The organism is Alloprevotella sp. OH1205_COT-284 (assembly GCF_003859795.1).
GTDB lineage: Bacteria > Bacteroidota > Bacteroidia > Bacteroidales > Bacteroidaceae > Alloprevotella.
Map to the genome: position 1 here is coordinate 1 of NZ_RQYI01000034.1, position 19422 is coordinate 19422.

A 19422-nucleotide genomic window follows, 5' to 3' on the forward strand; every position below is an offset into this window, starting at 1 on the left:
GGGAGCAGGGGGAGATCTTCATAGGGTAAAGATACAAAAAAAGAAAGAATTGACAAAATAAAAAAGAAAATAGTTTTGCAGAGGTCTCGGAATGAATTGTTTCATTGGCCATAAAAGCGAGTTGACTCTGCATATTGCAGAGGGATCAACAGGTTATGATACAGGAGGATGGGAGAGCTTTATTTCACAAAGCGACCTCTATAACGATGATACGGAGCACTACAACATGACAGCAGCCGAAAATGTATCAGTAGCTTATATGCGGGACTATCACCACACCAAATGGCAACCACTTTTCGCTCCTTTCAATATTCCATATAGTGCACTCAGAGACAAATTTGAAGTCGCTAAATTGGCCGATGAACAGCCCGACGCGGAAATCGTGAAGTTCACACTGCTAAAAGAGGATGAGACACTGTCGGCGCACACCATAGCCCTGATTCGCTCCAAAGAAACCGGCATACGTCCACTGATCGTGGAGAACACGTCCCGTGTCGCCCCCAAGACGGAAAAGATTAAGAAAGTGGGCAATTTCGAGTTTTGGGGTACGAGCAAAAAATATTATGCGAAAGATGGTTTGGAAGGAGCTTATGTAATGAAAGACAACTTTTTGCACCCTTATCAAGGCGCGATAGCTCCTGATCCACAACCGCTTCGGGCTTTCCGTTGGTTCATTTTGACATCAACCTTAGGTACTCCCAAACTAAGCATCGAAATCGGCGATGGCGATCATATAACCCACATCAACTCCTCCCAAATCAACACCGAGGTAGCTTCATCTATCAAAGGGAATAAGTCTGTGATCTATACTCTCGACGGCCGATACATGACAAAAACACCATCAAGAGGGATCTACATTCTAAATGGCAGAAAAGCCATTCGATAACTCCCAACCTATTAAATTCAAACGCTTTTACCTCATGAAGAAAACATACATCACACCGAGTCTACTTTGTTTGCAACTATCTACTGAGGGCGTTATGGCCTCCTCACCCTCAATCGGTAAATCCACAACTCCCATCAATAATCCCGATACGCAAAGCATGTCGTTTGATGACGATTGGGATGAAGTCGAATAATAAGGGAAAGTCGTGAATCAATGAAGACACAGCTACCTTGACGATGCTCCATATGAGAAATCGCTTCTATCCACCATCGGAATAGAAGCGATTGTTGTATGAAAAAATTCCTCGTTCAGGTAACTCATTCTTCCCTCCCCCCAAAATATCAAAAATCCTGTTTACGTCTAATAAATTCCTAAATGTCATAAAACACGGCCTTTCATCGCTTGCGATATAAAAAGAAAGTTCTATCTTTGCACCACAGACAGCCGACGGCCGTCGTTTCGAACATAGACTCCGAGGTGCTTCGCCTCACATTTACTCCAACAAACAGCATCACTCAACATGGCAAACGCATACGATTTCAAGTTATCCGACAAAAAAGGCAACGAAGTTTGCCTTGCCGACTATCGTGGAAAAGTGTTACTCATCACCAACACTGCCACAGCCTGCGGATTTACTCCTCAATATGAAGAGTTGGAAAGCCTTTACAAACGCTTCAAAGAGCAAGGGCTCGAGATTCTCGACATTCCCTGCAATCAGTTCGGCGGACAGGCTCCCGGTTCCGACGAGGAGATTTCGGAATTTTGCTGCACAAAATTCGGCGTGAGCTTTCCGCAATTCAAAAAATCGGAAGTCAACGGCGAAAACGCCTTGCCGCTCTACGCTTGGTTGAAAGGCGAAAAAGGCTTTGAAGACTTCGCCCCCAATCATCCGCTGACCCCCATTTTGGTCGAGATGTTCGACAAAGCCGATGCCAATTGGCGCAGCAGTTCGGACATCAAGTGGAATTTCACCAAATTCCTCATCGATCGTCAAGGCAACGTCGTGGCTCGCTTTGAGCCTACCCACGATTTGGGCGACATCGAAAAGCAAATTTCCGCCTTGCTCTGATCGCCAAAATCCTCTTCGACACAGCAAAACCGGCTTAGAGGCTGAAAACCCCAAGCCGGTTTTGTGTATCTATCCATTTCAGTAGCACGACCCCATGGCATACGACCAGCTCAAACTCGACAACCAACTCTGTTTTCGGCTCTATGCCGCAAGCCGCCTCATCACCCAAGCCTATCGTCCGCACTTGGAACGAATAGGCGTGACCTATCCCCAATATCTCGTTTTGATGGTGCTGTGGGAGTCAGACTCCCTTCCCGTCAATGACATTGCCAAACGCCTCTCGCTGGAAACAAACACCGTCACGCCGCTCATACAGCGCATGGAACGCGAAGGCCTCGTCACGCGCACGAAAGGCAAGGTGGACAATCGGCAAACCATCGTTGCACTCACGCCACGGGCACAACGCTTGGAAGAGGAGGCCGCCGACATCCCCAACTGCATGCTCGACCTGCTGTGTAAGAACGGAGTGAAAAAAGACTCTGTTTTCGGCATGTTGCCCATGCTCGACGACCTCATCGGGCATCTCAAAAAATAGAAAAACACCGCTTCATCGCCTTTCTCGTTTCCGAGGGGATGAAGCGGTGCTCGTTTTCGTCCGATCCGACTTGACGACTATCGCATCGCGGGGTATTCGCTCCGTTGTTTCAACATTCGGTTGCGGTCATCGTCGCCATTGCAGTTCGTTTCGGCCTTTTCATCGGGCAACGGCTCCGACTACTTCCGAAAGTTTTTGCTGCAAGCGGCGCAAGACTTTCGGATATTTTTTGGCCACGTTCTCTTGTTCCTCCACGGACTTCTTCATGTCGTAAAGCTGCGGTTCGGAAGAAAATCCGGTTTCGATCTTCGGCCCCCATCCCACCATGGGACGCCCTTTGGTGGGGGGAATGTACTTCCAGTCTTTCGTGCGAATGGAAACGGATCGGTTGTAGGCCATTGCCACGCTATACTCTCTCGACTTGTCGGAGCGTCCGAGCCATGTGGCGTGTTGGTCGCGGCTGTCGGTGGCCAAACTGTCGGCAACATTTCCCTTTGCCACGACCGCCAATGAGCGTATGGCATCGATTTGCGATACCAACGCCTTGCTGGTTTTCCCCTGAGGCACACGACCCGCCGGCCAGCTCACGATGAACGGCACGGTGCTTCCGGCTTCGTAAGCACTGTATTTTCCGCCTCTCAACATGCCGTTTTCGCGATGATCGCCTTTGAGTTCCTCGGCCTGATCGGCATAGCCGTCGTCGAGCACGGCTCCGTTGTCGCTCGACAAGATAATCAGCGTATTGTCTGCTATGCCGCGCTTTTCGAGGGCTTCCATGACACGTCCCACCGTTTCGTCGAATTGAAGAATGGCGTCGCCGCGCAAGCCCAATCCGCTCCGTCCGACAAATCGCGAGTGCGGCCATCTGGGCACATGGATATCATTGGTACAGAGATACATGAAAAAAGGTTGTTGCTCTCCACGACGCGCATTTTCGTCAAGATGGCGTTCCACCCAATCTATGGCGAAATGCGCGATCGAGTCGGCAATGTTTTCGTCTTGCCAAAGCGCACTTCCGCCGCCCTTCATGTAGCCGATGCGGGAAATGCCGTTCACGATGCTCATGTCGTGTCCGTGCGACGGCTGCAACTTCAAGAGGTGAGGGTGTGTTTTGCCGGTGGGTTCTCCCTCGTAGTTTTTCACGTAGCTCACCTCTATGGGGGCAGTGGGGTCGTAGTTTCTGACACTTCCGTTCTCGATGAAGACACACGGCACGCGGTCGGCCGTGGCGGCCATGATGCAACTGTAATCGAAACCGATGTCGGCCGGCGTGGCGTCGATCGTACCGTTCCAATCCTGCTGCGCGCGGCGGCTGCCCAATCCGAGGTGCCATTTTCCGATAGCCGCGGTGGCATAGCCGGCTTCCTTGAACATGTCGGCAAGGGTGTACTGATGAGGACGGATGACCATTTCTGCGTTGCCATCGGCCACGTCGGTGCCGGTTCGTCTGAAAGGATACTGACCCGTCAGCAGACCGTAGCGCGAGGGAGTGCTCGTTGCAGCGGCGGCGTGAGCATCGGTAAACATCGTGCCCCGTGCGGCCAAACGATCTATATGGGGAGTGGAAACTTTCCCCTTATAGCACGACAAATCTCCCGATCCGACATCGTCGCCCAACAAAACGATGACGTTGGGGCGTTGAGTTTGGGCGGAAACGATCGCGGCCAAAAGGGAACATCCCGAAAGCAATGATAATTTGGTATTCATAGATGATGACAATTATGCTTCTCGACAAACGGCTTCGAGTTCTTCGATCGAAGCAACCACCCGAAAACTTTCTTGCAATTCGTGGCCGATGAGTCCTTGCTGCGTCAAACCGTCGAGCGTTTCCAAGAGCGGTTTCCAACAATCGTCCACATTGTAGAGCAACACCCTCTTACTGTCTGTGCCGATAGCGTTTGCGGCCAGCACGGTAAACATTTCGTCGAGTGTTCCGGTACCGCCGGGAAGCACGACAAAGATGTCGCTCTCTCGCATCAAAACGGCTTTGCGGTCGTGGAGATCCGTCGTGCGAAATTCGACATCGAGCAACGTACTCACGCGCTTTCGATCATAAAGGATTTGGGGCACTACGCCAAACACGCGCCCACCACTCTCCCTGACCGATCGTGCCAAAACCTCCATCAGTCCGCAGGAAGAACCTCCGTAAATCAATGTGCGACCTGTCGAACCGATCCAATGCCCCACAGCTTCGGCAGCAGCATGGAAAGAAGGAGAAATTTCGCTGCGCGAAGAAAGAAAAACTCCGATTTTCTGCATATCGTCAATATTTTTTCGAGGAGGCGAGTCTATTCCGACCTTCGGAAAAACGCACACACATCGAAGGGGTTGAAATTACGGCAAAGGTACAAATATTTTTTCGACATCGCAAAGCAATCATGCACGTTCAAAAGCCATGAACTGCCGACAAATTCGTGCTTTGCCCAAAAGCCGGCAGCATCGTTGCTCGCCAAGAAACACTTCTCAACCTTTTGTCCACCAAGGAACACACAAACTTATCGGCTCATTTTCAAGAAGAAACGAACACCAACACGCGGTCTGTTCGCACAAAAGAGAAAGGTGGGTTCTGCATCGCGAGTAGAATTCCCAAACAATGAGTAGAAAAACGGGGTAGGAAGTAAGAAGGACACGAGTCGGCGGCCGTATTTCGGTATTCCGATTTTCGGAAATTCGCCGATACGATCCGCACATCTGCGACGAGTATCGGAACGACCTGCTTTTTTTCGGTGAAAACCTCAAAAAAACAAAGGGCAAATAGGTGTTTCGCTTTTTTTTCCGTATTTTTGCATGCAAAACTTTTATTGACCATGGAGATCGTTACCGTAAAAGATAAAAAATTTGCCATTTCCATCACGGCGGAGCAACTCCGCCAACGCATCGCCGAAATAGCGGCTCAAATCAGCAAAGACATGGAGGGGAAAAAACCGCTGTTTCTTGCCGTGCTGAATGGTTCGTTCATGTATGCCGCCGATCTGATGCGCGGCATCACCACGCCTTGCGAAATATCTTTTGTGCGTTTTGCCAGTTATGAGGGCATGCACAGCACCGGATGCGTCAATGAGGTGCTCGGATTGGCCGAGGAGATCAAAGGGCGCAACGTCATCGTGGTGGAAGACATCATTGATTCAGGTCTGACGATGCAACTGCTCCTGTCGAAACTCCGCGAACACCAACCTGCCGACCTCAGAGTGGCCTCGCTACTGGTGAAGCCCGGCAACCTGAAAGTGGAACTCGACATTGCTTACACTTGTTTTGAAATCCCCAACGACTTCATCGTCGGCTACGGCTTGGACTACGACGGAGAAGGACGCAACCTGCCCGCCATCTACACCGTGATGGAATGATCTCGCCTCGGCGGGCAAGTCGCGGCGAAAGGCGATTCGGCCTTTTGATGCGACAAGTTCTCATCGGCCTTGGAACGGAAACACATGCTCCACAGGACGAACGATATTCTCTTTCCGTTTAATTCTTTTCCCCTTTCCTTTTTAACAATGAAAAATCTTGTGATTTTTGGTGCTCCCGGTTCGGGCAAAGGCACACAAAGCGATATTTTGGTGGCCAAATACGGCTTCGACCACATCTCCACGGGCGACGTGTTGCGCGCAGAGATCAAAGCCGGCACCGAACTTGGCAACACCGCCAAGGGATACATCGACAATGGGCAACTCATACCCGACAGCCTCATGGTAGACATTCTCGCCGCCACCTATGATGCACTGCCGAAAACGAAAGGCGTGATCTTCGACGGATTTCCCAGAACCATTCCCCAAGCCGAAGCACTCAAAGCCATGTTGGCCGAACGAGGAACTGCCGTACATGCCATGCTCGAACTCAACGTGCCCGACGAGATGCTCATGGAACGCCTCATCAATCGGGGAAAAACCAGCGGACGCGCCGACGACAACGAAGAAACCATTGCCAAACGCCTTGGCGTCTATCACTCACAAACGTCGCCCCTCATCGAATGGTACGAAAAAGAGGGCATTCGCAACTCCGTGCAGGGCTACGGCTCGCTCGAAGAGATCAACGCCAAACTTTGTGCCGTGATCGATGCCCTCTAAACGACAATAAACCTCTTGCGCCGGCGACCAACGTCGGCGCATACTCCTTTTTTTAAGGTACGTTTCCGAAGCGGCGTCCTCATGCCGTACAGAAGCGAAATCATCTCATTTCGAACCCCAGCTCAACCAAGATGGAATCCAATTTTATTGACTACGTCAAAATTTATTGCCGTTCGGGCAAAGGCGGACGCGGATCTATGCACATGCACCGCGGAAAATATCAACCCCTCGGAGGACCCGACGGAGGCGACGGAGGACGCGGAGGTAATGTTTACCTGCGAGGCAATCACAACTACTGGACACTGCTCCACTTGCGCTACGAACGCCACATCTTTGCCGGACACGGGGGCAACGGTTCGAAATGTTGCAGCACGGGAAAAGACGGTGAAGACAAATACATCGATGTGCCGCCCGGCACAGTGGCCTACGACGCCGAAACCGGAAAATACATCTGCGACGTCGTTGCCGACGGACAAGTCGTGATGCTCCTCAAAGGCGGACGAGGCGGATTGGGCAACTATCGTTTTCGCACCGCCACCAACCAAGCTCCGCGATTTGCGCAGCCGGGCGAACCGATGCAAGAAATGATGGTCGTTCTCGAACTCAAACTGCTGGCCGATGTCGGATTGGTTGGCTTCCCCAATGCCGGAAAGTCGACTTTGGTCAGCTCCGTGTCGAATGCAAAGCCCAAGATCGCCAACTATCCCTTCACCACGCTCGAACCCTCGCTCGGCATCGTGCCCTATCGCGACGGACGTTCGTTCGTAATGGCCGACATCCCCGGCATCATCGAAGGGGCGGCCGAAGGCAGAGGCTTGGGATTGAGATTTCTACGCCACATCGAGCGCAACTCGATCCTCTTGTTTATGGTGCCCGGCGACACGGACAACATCAAGCGCGAATACGAAATACTGCTCAACGAAGTGGGCAGTTTCAACGCCGGTTTGCTCAACAAACACCGCATCCTTGCCGTGACCAAAAGCGACCTGCTCGACGACGAACTCATGGAAATGCTCAAAGCCGATCTACCCGACGATCTGCCCGTGATATTCATCAGTGCCGTGGCCGGAAAAAACATTGATCGTCTCAAAGACATGCTGTGGGAAGAGCTGAACTCCGAAAGCAACAAGCTGCAAAGCGTGGCAGAGGGAGGAAGCATCGTACACAGAGACAGAGAAGTGGAATATTTGGATAGGGATTTCCACGACTGGGATGACGACATCATCGAAATCGACGATGACGACATCGAAGAACTCGAAGACTACGAAATCGAAGACGTGGAGGAATAAGCCTTTTCTCCCGATAAACCGCACTTCCCTGAAAAAGAAACCGGAATGGAACTTTTGGAATACGATTTGGGAAAAGGAGTACACGCTTTCTCCACCCTTCGCCATGGTGGAGGGGAGGGAAAGAGAGAGTACTCCTCTTTCAATATCACTCACTACTGCGGCGACGCTCCGGCCAATGTGGCACGGTGCAGACAGCTGCTCTGCGAAAAGTTGGACATCGACGACGAACACCTCCTGCTGCCACGGCAAACCCACACCGACCACGTACTGACCATTGACGGGCAGTTTCTCACACTCAGCCCCGAAGAGCGAACAGCCCGCTTGGAAAACCAAGACGCACTCGTCACCAATGTGAGAGGCGCTTGCATCGGTGTTTCGACCGCCGACTGCGTACCCATTCTCCTCTACGAGCCGAAACGAGAAGTCATAGCCGCCATTCACGCAGGCTGGCGCGGCATGGTGGCGCAAATCGCCCGAAAGGCTGTGGAGGCGATGCAATCATTGGGAGCCGATGCCGCTCATACTCATGCCCTCATAGGCCCCTGCATTTCCACCGTATTCTTTGAAGTGGGTGAAGAAGTGGCGACGGCCTTTGCCGAAAGCGGATTTCCTCTTTCGGTTGTTTCAAGATCCTTTGCCCGTCCCCACATCGACCTGCAAGCCGCAGCAACATGGTTGCTTGAAGACAGCGGCCTCGATTTGCTGAACATACGCGTGTCGGGCTTGGACACTTATGCCTCGCCCGACGATTTCTTCTCTGCACGACGGCAAGGCATCAAGTCGGGACGCACGTTTACGGGCATCATGATGAAATAAACTCGTTTATCCCCCATTTGCAGCATCATGCACAAAATCACAACACTCATCTGCCTGCTTCTGTTTTCCACCGTTCCCCTCATAGGACAAGATGTTATGGTGGTTCGCTCTCAAAAGGGCGAAAGCCGCGTGATGCGTGTGAGCGATCTTCTCGCAATCGAGTTCACCGACCACAAGCAGCAAAACGATCTCTTCGTGGGAACGGAGATAAATCCCTTGGCATCGGCATATTTGGGAACGGTGGTTTATTCGGACGACGACTATCGGAAATCGGAGATCGGACGTTTTCTGCCTCCCGAAGGCACACGAGGCGACCACCCGCTCCCCATTCGTCTGCATGCTCCGAAAGAGGCCGCCACGGCCGACAGGGTACGAGTTTTTTCCGCGGAAGGAGGATTCGAGCTTCCGCAATTGGCCAAAGTGGAACGGGGAGAGGCCGTCGTACACCACCTTTTACCCAATCGCACCTACCGAGTGTTGTGGTTGGCAGAAAACAGTTTCGCACCTTTGGCCGAAAGTTCGATTTTCGCAACGGGCGAACTGCGCATGATCGGTTTGAAACGAGTGCTCAATGTGCGAGATTTCGGCGGCTGGCCGGCCATGGAAGGCCGTAGGGTCAGACATGGTTGGCTCTATCGCGGTGCACAATTGCACAACCCTGCCGACGGCACTATTGCCACGGAAGCCGACGTGACAGAACTTCGACGACTGGGCATTCGAGCAGAACTCGATTTGCGCGGCAATCAGGAGTCGGGCAAAATCACCGCTTCGCCTCTCGGCAACGACATTCGCTACTATCGCATCGCCGGTGGCGGCATCTACCCCTATGCCGAAATGATCACGCGTTTTCCGGAAGACATTAAAGAGGTCTTTCGAGAAGTACTCGACAATTTGCGACAAGGCCGACCGACCTACATTCATTGCGCACAAGGCGCGGATCGGACGGGGACGATAGCCTTTCTCCTCAATGGTATTCTCGGAGTGTCGGAAAGCGATTTGGCCAAAGACTTCGAACTCACCTCTTTGTCGCCGGTGGGCATAAGAAGTAGAGTGTTCTATCCGGAACAAAAAGAAATCAACTATGCTGCCTTGGTGAGGGCTTTGGACAAATACAATGGGCAAACGCTATTGGAGCGTTTGGAAAACTACTTTCTGTCGGTCGGCATCACACGTGCCGAAATCGAAGAATACCGACTGTTTATGCTTTATTGATCTACACACTACGCCATGTCATTTTTCTCTCGAAAATCAAACGCCCGTTGGCTGCTATCTTCCTTTTTTTTATTGTTCTCCGTGTTGGCAGGAGGTTGCCTCGCGGGGTGTACCGATCTCACCGACATCGAAGCCCGACTGACCCAATTGGAAGAAAGCGTAAGCAACTTGGAAAAAGCCGAAGAGGCTTTACGAAAGGCGTATGCAGACGGAAAGATCATCAAAAGTGTCACTCCTTTTGCCGCCACCGCCGAAGAAGAGAGTGGCTTTGTTGTGACTTTTTCGGACAACAGTTCGCTAACGCTCCACAATGGTGCCAAAGGAGAAAAAGGAGATAAAGGAAATCAGGGAGAAAAAGGAGAGCAAGGCGAAAAGGGCGAAAAGGGCGAAAAGGGCGAACAAGGCCTGCAAGGAGAACACGGCACAAACGGAAAAGACGGCACCACACCTTTCATCAAAATCGACGGGAATGGTTATTGGGTCGTTTCGTATGATAGCGGTCTGACTTGGACGCGCCTGATGAACGACGCGGGAGCATACTTGACGGCCAAAGGAGAGAAAGGAGAGAAAGGCGAAAAAGGAGAGAAAGGAGATAAAGGAGAAAAGGGAGAGCAAGGAAACAAAGGAGAGAAGGGAGAGAAGGGCGAACAAGGCCTGCAAGGAGAACACGGCACAAATGGGATCGGTATGAAAGTGATCGTGGATGCAGAAGGGCATTACGCCTTTGTCACCTACGACATGGGAAAACCCGACACCATAATCGACACCATAAAAACGCCCTATCCGGCACAACCCGAACACTTGATACAACACATCAGCGAAGATGAAACGACACACAGCATCACGCTGACATTGAGCAACGGACGTTCATTCCAGTTCGACAAATTCGCGATTACCCCCACATCTGTCGTCCTACTGGAAACCTCCCCCTTGGTCGTCGGCATGAAATCAAAAGTGACGGTGGAATTTCGTGTCAATCCCTCCAATGCCACGTTCAACCACGACACGGCTTCGCCGGAATGCCAGATATATTTGGACAAAGTGGGCGCGACACGTGCCCCCGGCTACATCAATCCTCCGCACAATTATCGTTTAGAGGCCGTAGAAACCGTTTCCGACGAACAGGGCGTTCAACAAGAAGGACAATATCGCGCCACGATAGCCGATCTCGGACTTTCACTTCCCTATCGCGAAAGAGCCGCACTCGTGCTCAACGTGAAGGACGGACACGGCAATGCCGTTCAAATCTCATCACAAGCCTTTGAGATAAAACGCGCCGGCGACGAGCTGGTGGAATTCTTTTTCACACAAAAAAACAATCCGACCCTTCTTAAAGACGAAAAAGCACACATCGCCGATGGAGAGATCTCTTTATCGATTCCTTATCTGAAAGATTTTTCAAAACTCATTGCATCGTTTCAGACAAACGCGCGCGTCTTCGTGGGAGAAACGGAACAAGTGAGCGGAGTGACGGCAAACGACTTTTCAAAGCCGGTGGTTTACCGCATCGTCGATGCGCAAAACAACGAAAAGACCTACACGGTGAAAATATCCGACACCGGACTGCCCGTCGTGCGCATCACCACTCCGTCGCTCATCACATCGAAAGAAAACTGGACGGCAGGATGCACCCTTACCATTGAAGACGAAAAAGGCGTGACGAACTATGGCGCGATAGAGATGCGGGGGCGAGGCAACTCGACATGGACTTACCCCAAAAAGCCCTATGCCCTGCGGCTTTCGCAACGCTCCGAGGTGTTGGGAATGCCCAAACACAAACGCTGGGTGCTGTTGGCCAACTGGAAAGACCGCACACTCTTGCGAAACGATATTTGTTTTGCCATTGCACGAAAAACCGACTTGAAGTGGACACCTTCCGGACAGTTCGTGGAAGTCGTGATGAATCGGCAACACATCGGCAACTACTACTTATGCGAACAAATACGGATCGACAAAAACAGGGTGAACATTCCCGAAATGACTGCCACTGACGAAGACGAAACAAGCATTTCGGGAGGATATTTGCTGGAATTCGATACGAACTTCGACGAAAAAAACAAGTTCAAAACAATCAAAAGAGATTTGCCCTGCAACATCAAATCTCCCGACGACGATGTCATCACCCCCAAACAAACAGAATACATCAAAAACTACGTCAACACGTTTGAAACCCTCCTCTATAAAAACAACGGTCTGTCCTCAAAAGAATATCTCGACTACTTCGACCTCGATGCGGCCATCGACTATTGGCTCATCAATGAGGTGTCGGGTTCGAGCGAAAGCTATTGGCCGAAAAGCGTGTATGCCCACAAAGATCGAGGCGGAAAACTGACCATGGGCCCCGTGTGGGATTTTGATTGGGGAACGTTTCTCCCCTCCAACTCCCACAGCTGGGTGGCCACTCAGGGTATGTGGCAAAAGCGATTGCTCAGCAGCCACTCCGTGTTGTTACGCATCAAGGAGCGATGGCAAAAATGGAAACCGGCTTTTAAGGAAATTCCGGCCTACATAGAAGCGCAGCGCGAGAAACTACGTGCCTCCAATGCCAAAAACATTGAGATTTGGCCGATTTATACACGCGACAACGGCGATGAAGTTCTCGACTATGACAAAGCCGTGGATCGCATGATTGAGGCTTATCTCGAAAAAATAGAGTGGCTCGACCGGGAATTTACCAAGATCAAATAAATTCCGCGCATCATGGGGAGATTTCCCCAGATTTCGGCATCGGAAAATCGGTGTCGTCCGACACCAACCGGACTGACGAAAAGCACGCCGCTCCGCAAATCGGGCAAGACTACCTTGGAGATAGGAAATTCTACCTCAAAGGCAAGGAATTCTACCTCAAAGGCAAGGAAATCTACCTCAAAGGCAAGGAAATCTACCTCAAAGGCAAGGAAATCTACCTCAAAGGCAAGGAAACCTCCCGACAAAACGAGAATATCCCTCGCACGCGTACGCGCGCGTTCCTAAATTTTATCACATTTAGCCTTCACTGCCTCCGCAAAACGAGTTAGTCCACTGAATATCAACACGATATTAGCGAAGGCAAAGTGAAGGTAAAATAAAAACGACAAACGCAATCAACTGTCAATCAACCTATTGTTTCCTGTTTTTGCTTTCACAACCGCGAAAAGAGCAGTGTTTCGCGCCGAAACGGTGAAAGCAAGTGAAAGCAAAAGGAGAAGTTTGCCTTCACCTCAGTGATACTGATTTTCAGCCGATTGCATTTTACCGGTGAAGTTTGCCTTCACTTTACCTTCGCAAGAAACAAACTGATAATCAGAAGAAAAAACGTTTTAGCGGAAGCAAAACGGCAAAAACAAAAAAATAGGGTAAGGAAACACCCGAAAAGGCGGTTTCACCGAAGATGTCACGGAGATGGAGGGCGAAGCCAAACGTCAGAACAATCAAAGAGAAGCAACGGCTTCAAAGAGATGCCGATTTTGAGCGGCATGGCGCGAAGGATTTGACAGACACGTAGCAGACACCGATAAAATCGAAACGACGATGCTCAAAAGAAGATCATCTTCCTTCTCTCAAACGTGGTTTTTACTCATAAGACCAAAGTATTCCAATAAGTTTTTGTAATTTTGTCCGCAAATTGTCGCCTTCTGCGCGACTGCACGTTTCCTATTTGCAGGATATAAGCAAAAAAAGAAGAAAAACAGATAATGGCAAAAGAACTTAAAGATCTCACCAAGCGCAGCGTAGACTATTCTCGCTGGTACAACGAACTCGTAGTAAAGGCAGACTTGGCCGAACAGGCAGATGTGCGCGGCTGCATGGTGATCAAACCCTATGGATACGCCATTTGGGAATGCATTCAACAAAATCTTGATGCACGCTTCAAAGCTACCGGCGTGCAAAACGCATATTTCCCCATGCTCATCCCCAAGAGCTATCTTTCCAAAGAAGCCGACCATGTGGAAGGTTTCGCAAAGGAATGCGCCGTCGTGACGCACTACCGCCTCAAAGCCAATCCCGACGGAGACGGCGTGGTGGTCGATCCAGCGGCAAAATTGGAAGAAGAGCTGATCATTCGCCCCACCTCCGAAACCACCATTTGGAACACTTTCCGGGGCTGGATACATTCATGGCGCGACCTGCCGATTCTCTGCAATCAGTGGTGCAACGTGATGCGCTGGGAGATGCGTACGCGTCTGTTCCTCCGCACCTCCGAATTTCTTTGGCAAGAAGGCCATACGGCTCATGCCACTCGCCAAGAAGCAGAAGACCGTGCCAAACAAATGCTGGAAGTCTATGCCGATTTTGCAAAAGACATTTTGGCCATTCCCATGGTGCGCGGCGTGAAAAGCGAAACCGAACGCTTTGCCGGAGCACTCGACACCTACACCATCGAAGCCATGATGCAAGACGGAAAAGCCTTGCAGAGCGGCACGTCGCACTTCTTGGGACAAAACTTCGGCAAAGCCTTCGACGTGAAGTTTGTCAATAAAGAAAACAAGGAAGAATATGCTTGGGCTTCTTCTTGGGGCGTTTCGACACGCCTCATGGGCGCGCTCATCATGACCCACTCCGACGACAACGGACTTGTTCTTCCGCCTCATGTGGCTCCCGTCCAAGTGGTGATCATACCTATTTTCAAAGGCGACGAGGTCGATAAATTCGACGAAGTGCTTGGAGGATTGGCCAAAAAGCTCTCAGCCAAAGGCATCCGTGTGAAATATGACAATGCCGACAACAAACGACCGGGATTCAAATTTGCCGACTACGAACTGAAAGGCGTGCCCATTCGTTTGGTGATGGGAGGACGAGACTTGGAAAACGGCACCATCGAACTCATGCGCCGTGACACCCTCGAAAAGGAAACCTTGTCATTTGACGGCATCGAAGAGCGCATCCCCTCACTCCTCGAAGAAATCCAAGAGAACATCTACAACAAGGCACTGAAACACAGAGAAGAATGCACCTACACGTGCTCGAACTACGAAGACTTCAAGCAACGCGTCAAAGAAGGCGGCTTCTTCATCTGCGACTGGGACGGCACCGCTGAAACCGAAGCACAAATCAAGGCCGACACACAAGCCACCATACGCTGCATACCCTATGGCGTTTCGCAAGAAAACCTTAGAACCGACATGGTCAGCGGAAAGCCGGCCGTGGCTCGTGTAATCATTGCTCGCAGCTATTAACAGAACCTACGCGTCGCTATGCGAGAACTCGTTTTCGCATGGCGACGCCTTCATCTTCGACATGACCACACAACAAGAATTTGAAAAAGCGATGAGCCTGTGTCGCGAACTCTTCTTCATGAAGATGCACGACTATGGCACGGCATGGCGCATTTTGCGGCCGGAGTCGCTCACCGATCAAATTTACATCAAGGCCAACCGCATACGCTCCCTCCAAACAAAAGGCGTTTCTTTGGTGGGAGAAGGTATCATACCCGAATTTATCGGCATCGTGAACTATGCCATCATGGGGCTGATCCAACTCGAACTGGGAGCCTCCGACGGCACAGACGAGAGCGACCTCAACGATCCCGGCGTGATCATTCACTACGACAAGTATGCAACCGAAGCTCTCGAATTGATGCTTCGCAAAAATCACGACTACGACGAAGCATGGCGTGCCATGCGAGTATCGTCGTATGCCGACCTGATTTTGATGAAAGTCTTCCGCACCAAACAAATCGAAGACCTCGAAGGGGAAACATTGGTGAGCGAAGGCATCGCGGCCAACTACATGGACATGCTGAACTATTCCGTCTTTGCTTTGATCAAACTCGTTGTCGAAAAAGGACAAGAAACCACCCTTCACAGTGACGAAACATAAAGCCATACAAATACTGCTACGTCTTACCACGCTGTTTGCCCAGTGGATTTTGGCCGCCGTGTTTCTCTTTTCCGGCTTTGTCAAAGCACTCGACCCATTGGGCATGGAGCATAAGTTTGAAGCCTATTGTGCGGAGGCCGGTCTGAATGTCATGGCCGGCTCCCTCTATCTCGATGTGGCCGTCATTGCTCTGACCTTGGTGGAATTTACGCTCGGCGTCTATCTCCTTTTGGGCATGCGCCGCCGCATCGCCACCTATGGGGCTTTTGTGTTCATGTTGTTCATGACGATCGTCACGATCTACATCTATATTTTCAACCCCGTGCCCGATTGCGGCTGTTTCGGCGCAGCCATCACACTGACCAACGGCGAGACATTGGCCAAAAACATCGTGTTGCTCGCGCTCACGATTTTTCTGCTGACCCAAAGCCGACGCTCACTACGCATCATCTCCCAACGAAATCAATGGTTGCTCTCGGCCTACTCTCTGGTCTATCTGTTGGGAATTACGCTCTACTCTCTGCACTATCTGCCACTGATCGACTTCACCGGCTATGCTTTGGGAACGGATATACCGAAAGCCATGTCGGGAGAATATGCCATGACATTCACCTATGAGAAGAATGGCAAACGGCAAGTGTTTACCGAAACAAATCTTCCCGACAGCACTTGGAAATATGTGGATGCCACAACCACCGTCGTCACCGCACCGAGTATAGCCGACTTCTCTCTGCTCGACCGACAAGGCGAAGACATTTCCGACAGCATCCTCGCCGACACGGGCTTTGTTTTCATTGCCACAATCCCCCACCTGCCGACCGCCGACCCCGGATGCTCCGACGCCCTCAACGATGTTTTCGACCACGCCATCGACAAAAACCACCGTTTCTATTGCGCAACGACAGGAAGCGAACAAGACATTTCGCAGTGGAAAGACCGAACCGGTGCCGCCTATCCTTTTATTTGGGGATCGGCCGAAATGCTCAAAGCCATGGTGCGCTCCAACCCCGGCCTGCTTTTGCTGAAAAATGGACGGATCATTGCCAAATGGAGTCGCAACAACATGCCCGACGACGGCGAATTGTCGTCGCTGAGTGATGCCGTAGAACACGTTCAGCGTGCCTCGCGCAACCGGTCATTCGGCATCCTTTTCCTTTGGTTCATCGTCCCCTTCCTTCTCCTTTTGTCCATCGACCGCATTTGGATAGGAAGTCGCTATTACAAAATTTATCACCATTATAAATCTCTTAAAAACGTTCCACAATGAGAAAGCACATCGTAGCAGGTAATTGGAAAATGAACAAGAACCTGCAAGAAGGCATCACCCTCGCCACCGAACTCAACGACATGCTCACCGCCGAAAAGCCCAACTGCGACGTGGTCATCGGCACACCTTTTATTCACCTCGCCAAAGTGAGCGAAATCATCGACCACAGTGTCATCGGACTTGCCGCCGAAAACTGCGCCAACCACGCCTCCGGAGCTTATACGGGAGAAGTTTCCGCAGAAATGGTAAAATCCACCGGTGCCGAATACGTAATTCTCGGCCACAGCGAGCGTCGCGAATACTACAACGAAACGCCCGAAATCCTCAAAGAAAAAGTTGATCTCGCACTCGCCAACGGTTTGAAAGTCATTTTCTGCATCGGCGAAAGCCTCGCTCAACGCGAAGCCAACGAACAAGAATCCGTCTGCAAAGCCGAACTCGAAGGCAGCGTGTTCCACCTCACCGCCGAGCAATGGAGCAACATCGTCATCGCCTACGAACCCATTTGGGCAATCGGAACGGGTAAAACCGCCACTGCCGAACAAGCCCAAGACATCCACGCTTTCATCCGCTCTTGCGTAGCCGAAAAGTATGGTGCGGCCGCAGCCGACAACACCTCTATTCTCTATGGCGGCTCTTGCAACGGAAAGAATGCCCCCGAACTCTTTGCCAAAGCCGACATTGACGGCGGCCTCATCGGTGGTGCTTCTCTCAAAGCTGCTGATTTCAAACTCATCATCGACGCTTGGAAATAACCATTTGTCAATCCTAAATTCACGAGGACGGGAGACTCTGTCGTGAGACTTCCGTCCTTTTCTTTTCATCCTTTCACCGCCATGCGCCATCTCATGCTCATTTCGGTATTGTTTCTTTGGAACACGCTCGGATTTGCCCACCTCGCTTCAAACTTCGGAAATAGCGTGGCAGCCGACAGTGTTAACGTCAAAGAAAACCTCCCTCTTCCGAAGCGCAACACGCCTCGTCCGCTCCACGACACCCTACCCTATTCCTCCGACGATGTTTACGAACATCGCCCGGCGCATGCTCCCGCTACGGGCAGACCGGCCTCCCGCCTGCGCCACAGAACTTCCGGTTATCGCATCCAAGTCTACACCGGAAGCAACAATCGCGCCTCGAAACAAGCGGCCTTGCGCATGAAAGAGAAAGTACAAAAAGTATTCCCCGAACTTTCCGCCTACATTTATTTCCAATCTCCGCGTTGGATCTGCCGTGTCGGCGATTTTATTTCGCGCGAAGAAGCCCACCACTACTTACAAAAAATCAAGAAAGAGCGCATTTCTCCCGAAGCCCGTATCGTTTCGGTCACTGTCTTACGCACCCCATAACATCGAACTGCCGTTTTTCGGGATCGATATGCTCCGTATTTTCTCCTCTCTTCCTCAATCTTCCGCCCTCCTCATGACAGAACAAGAACGCTTGGAACAATTGCAGCTCCACTACACCGAGATCATCAAGCTCTTGGGTGAAGACCCTCGTCGCGAAGGTCTGCGCAAAACTCCAGAACGCGTAGCCAAAGCCATGCTTACTCTCCTTCGCGGTTATGCCATGAATCCCGTAGAAGTGCTCAACAGTGCCAAATTCGTGGAAAACTACAAGCAAATGGTCATCGTCAAAGACATTGAGTTGTTCAGTCTGTGTGAGCACCACCTGTTGCCCTTCTATGGCAAAGCCCATGTAGCCTACATCCCCAACGGTCACATTTGCGGTCTTTCCAAGATACCCCGTGTTGTCGATATTTTTTCTCATCGCCTTCAAGTACAAGAGCGGCTCACGCTTCAAGTCATGGAAGCCATTCAAGAGGCACTCGATCCTCTCGGCGTTATGGTCGTCGTGGAAGCCGAACACATGTGCATGCAAATGCGCGGTGTGGAAAAACAACATTCCCTGACCACCACTTCTTCTTTTTGCGGTGCATTCGAACAAGCCAAAACTCGCGAGGAATTTCTTCAACTCATCCATCGTTGATCCGCTTCTTCACCTTTTGCGAAATATTATCCGACAACACCTACCGTATCACCCGACAAGACATAACGGCAAGAGCAGTATTCTACGCTTGACGGCAAAACACCTATACATAAGAAAGCACTTTCCGACAATTATAGAAAATCGAATCACCGGAAAGAGAATCCGATAGGAAGTTGTGAGATTTAGGTCAGTGATAGATTTTTCTACTCGTTACTCCGTTCAATCTACTCCTTAGGTAAGATGCGCTCCGGCGCATTAGGATATATCCGAACAAGCCGAAGTGAAGTCATTCTTCGTAAAAGGCAACTTTCAGCCCCCTTACCGGGAATTTTTCTTCTTTTTGTCTACATTGTCTACACTTTCTTCCTTAAATCGCAGATATATAAACCGTTGCGAATGTAGACAACGCAAAAAGAAACTACATTCGTCGCTACAACCTACACACCCTATCGGGAAAGCGTTCGGATGCCCGAAATTCCAACCGTGTAGGCCGTGTAGTTTT

General features: G+C 50.9%; 19 protein-coding genes. 17 read left to right on the plus strand and 2 right to left on the minus strand.

Going from position 1 to position 19422, the window contains the following annotated elements:
- The first annotated feature begins 226 nt into the window (after positions 1–226).
- The 4 genes from EII14_RS07860 to EII14_RS07870 all read left to right on the plus strand — a co-directional run bounded on the left by EII14_RS07860 (position 227) and on the right by EII14_RS07870 (position 2490).
- A complete protein-coding gene (locus EII14_RS07860; protein WP_124931994.1) occupies positions 227–886 on the plus strand; it encodes a hypothetical protein in 660 nt (219 codons plus the stop codon).
- 34 nt (positions 887–920) lie between these two features.
- Positions 921–1079 carry a hypothetical protein gene (locus EII14_RS09340; protein WP_158608356.1) on the plus strand — a complete coding sequence of 53 codons (159 nt, stop codon included), beginning with the start codon at positions 921–923 and terminating at the stop codon, positions 1077–1079.
- Positions 1080–1406: 327 nt separating this feature from the next.
- Positions 1407–1955, plus strand: coding sequence for a glutathione peroxidase (locus EII14_RS07865; RefSeq protein WP_124931995.1), 549 nt, complete (start codon positions 1407–1409; stop codon positions 1953–1955).
- 94 nt (positions 1956–2049) lie between these two features.
- Positions 2050–2490: a MarR family winged helix-turn-helix transcriptional regulator gene (locus EII14_RS07870; protein ID WP_124931996.1), complete on the plus strand. Its 441-nt coding sequence runs from the start codon at positions 2050–2052 to the stop codon at positions 2488–2490.
- 159 nt (positions 2491–2649) lie between these two features.
- Here the strand turns inward: EII14_RS07870 and EII14_RS07875 are convergent, their stop codons facing one another.
- Positions 2650–4197, minus strand: coding sequence for a sulfatase-like hydrolase/transferase (locus tag EII14_RS07875; RefSeq protein ID WP_124931997.1), 1548 nt, complete (start codon positions 4195–4197; stop codon positions 2650–2652).
- Between the two features lie 12 nt (positions 4198–4209).
- Positions 4210–4749 (minus strand): TIGR00730 family Rossman fold protein, encoded by a 540-nt coding sequence (locus tag EII14_RS07880; RefSeq protein WP_124931998.1) that lies wholly within the window; start codon positions 4747–4749, stop codon positions 4210–4212.
- Between the two features lie 548 nt (positions 4750–5297).
- On the opposite strand from EII14_RS07880, the gene hpt reads away from it, so the two are divergent.
- From hpt to folE, 13 genes are all read left to right on the plus strand, one after another.
- Positions 5298–5834 (plus strand): hypoxanthine phosphoribosyltransferase, encoded by a 537-nt coding sequence (gene hpt, locus EII14_RS07885; protein ID WP_124931999.1) that lies wholly within the window; start codon positions 5298–5300, stop codon positions 5832–5834.
- Between the two features lie 147 nt (positions 5835–5981).
- Positions 5982–6551 (plus strand): adenylate kinase, encoded by a 570-nt coding sequence (locus EII14_RS07890; RefSeq protein ID WP_124932000.1) that lies wholly within the window; start codon positions 5982–5984, stop codon positions 6549–6551.
- A 131-nt stretch (positions 6552–6682) separates the two neighbouring features.
- Complete coding sequence (gene obgE, locus EII14_RS07895) at positions 6683–7840, plus strand: GTPase ObgE (RefSeq protein WP_124932001.1); 1158 nt, start codon at positions 6683–6685, stop codon at positions 7838–7840.
- A 45-nt stretch (positions 7841–7885) separates the two neighbouring features.
- A complete protein-coding gene (gene pgeF / locus EII14_RS07900) occupies positions 7886–8656 on the plus strand; it encodes a peptidoglycan editing factor PgeF (protein WP_124932002.1) in 771 nt (256 codons plus the stop codon).
- Between the two features lie 27 nt (positions 8657–8683).
- Positions 8684–9868, plus strand: a complete 1185-nt coding sequence (locus tag EII14_RS07905; protein ID WP_124932003.1) for a tyrosine-protein phosphatase — start codon at positions 8684–8686, stop codon at positions 9866–9868.
- A gap of 15 nt (positions 9869–9883) precedes the next feature.
- Positions 9884–12556 (plus strand): CotH kinase family protein, encoded by a 2673-nt coding sequence (locus EII14_RS07910; protein WP_124932004.1) that lies wholly within the window; start codon positions 9884–9886, stop codon positions 12554–12556.
- 50 nt (positions 12557–12606) lie between these two features.
- On the plus strand, positions 12607–12885 hold the full coding sequence (locus tag EII14_RS07915; protein WP_124932005.1) for a hypothetical protein: 279 nt from the start codon (positions 12607–12609) through the stop codon (positions 12883–12885).
- Positions 12886–13542: 657 nt separating this feature from the next.
- A complete protein-coding gene (gene proS / locus EII14_RS07920; protein WP_124932006.1) occupies positions 13543–15024 on the plus strand; it encodes a proline--tRNA ligase in 1482 nt (493 codons plus the stop codon).
- 61 nt (positions 15025–15085) lie between these two features.
- Complete coding sequence (locus tag EII14_RS07925; RefSeq protein ID WP_124932007.1) at positions 15086–15667, plus strand: DUF1599 domain-containing protein; 582 nt, start codon at positions 15086–15088, stop codon at positions 15665–15667.
- Positions 15654–16934: a BT_3928 family protein gene (locus EII14_RS09670; protein WP_158608357.1), complete on the plus strand. Its 1281-nt coding sequence runs from the start codon at positions 15654–15656 to the stop codon at positions 16932–16934. The genes EII14_RS07925 and EII14_RS09670 overlap by 14 nt, the downstream gene beginning before the upstream one ends.
- On the plus strand, positions 16931–17689 hold the full coding sequence (tpiA, locus tag EII14_RS09675) for a triose-phosphate isomerase (RefSeq protein ID WP_124932009.1): 759 nt from the start codon (positions 16931–16933) through the stop codon (positions 17687–17689). Before EII14_RS09670 ends, tpiA begins: the two co-directional genes overlap by 4 nt.
- An 81-nt stretch (positions 17690–17770) precedes the next feature.
- Positions 17771–18280, plus strand: a complete 510-nt coding sequence (locus EII14_RS07940) for an SPOR domain-containing protein (RefSeq protein ID WP_124932010.1) — start codon at positions 17771–17773, stop codon at positions 18278–18280.
- 73 nt (positions 18281–18353) lie between these two features.
- Complete coding sequence (gene folE / locus EII14_RS07945) at positions 18354–18920, plus strand: GTP cyclohydrolase I FolE (protein WP_124932022.1); 567 nt, start codon at positions 18354–18356, stop codon at positions 18918–18920.
- Positions 18921–19422: the final 502 nt, after the last annotated feature.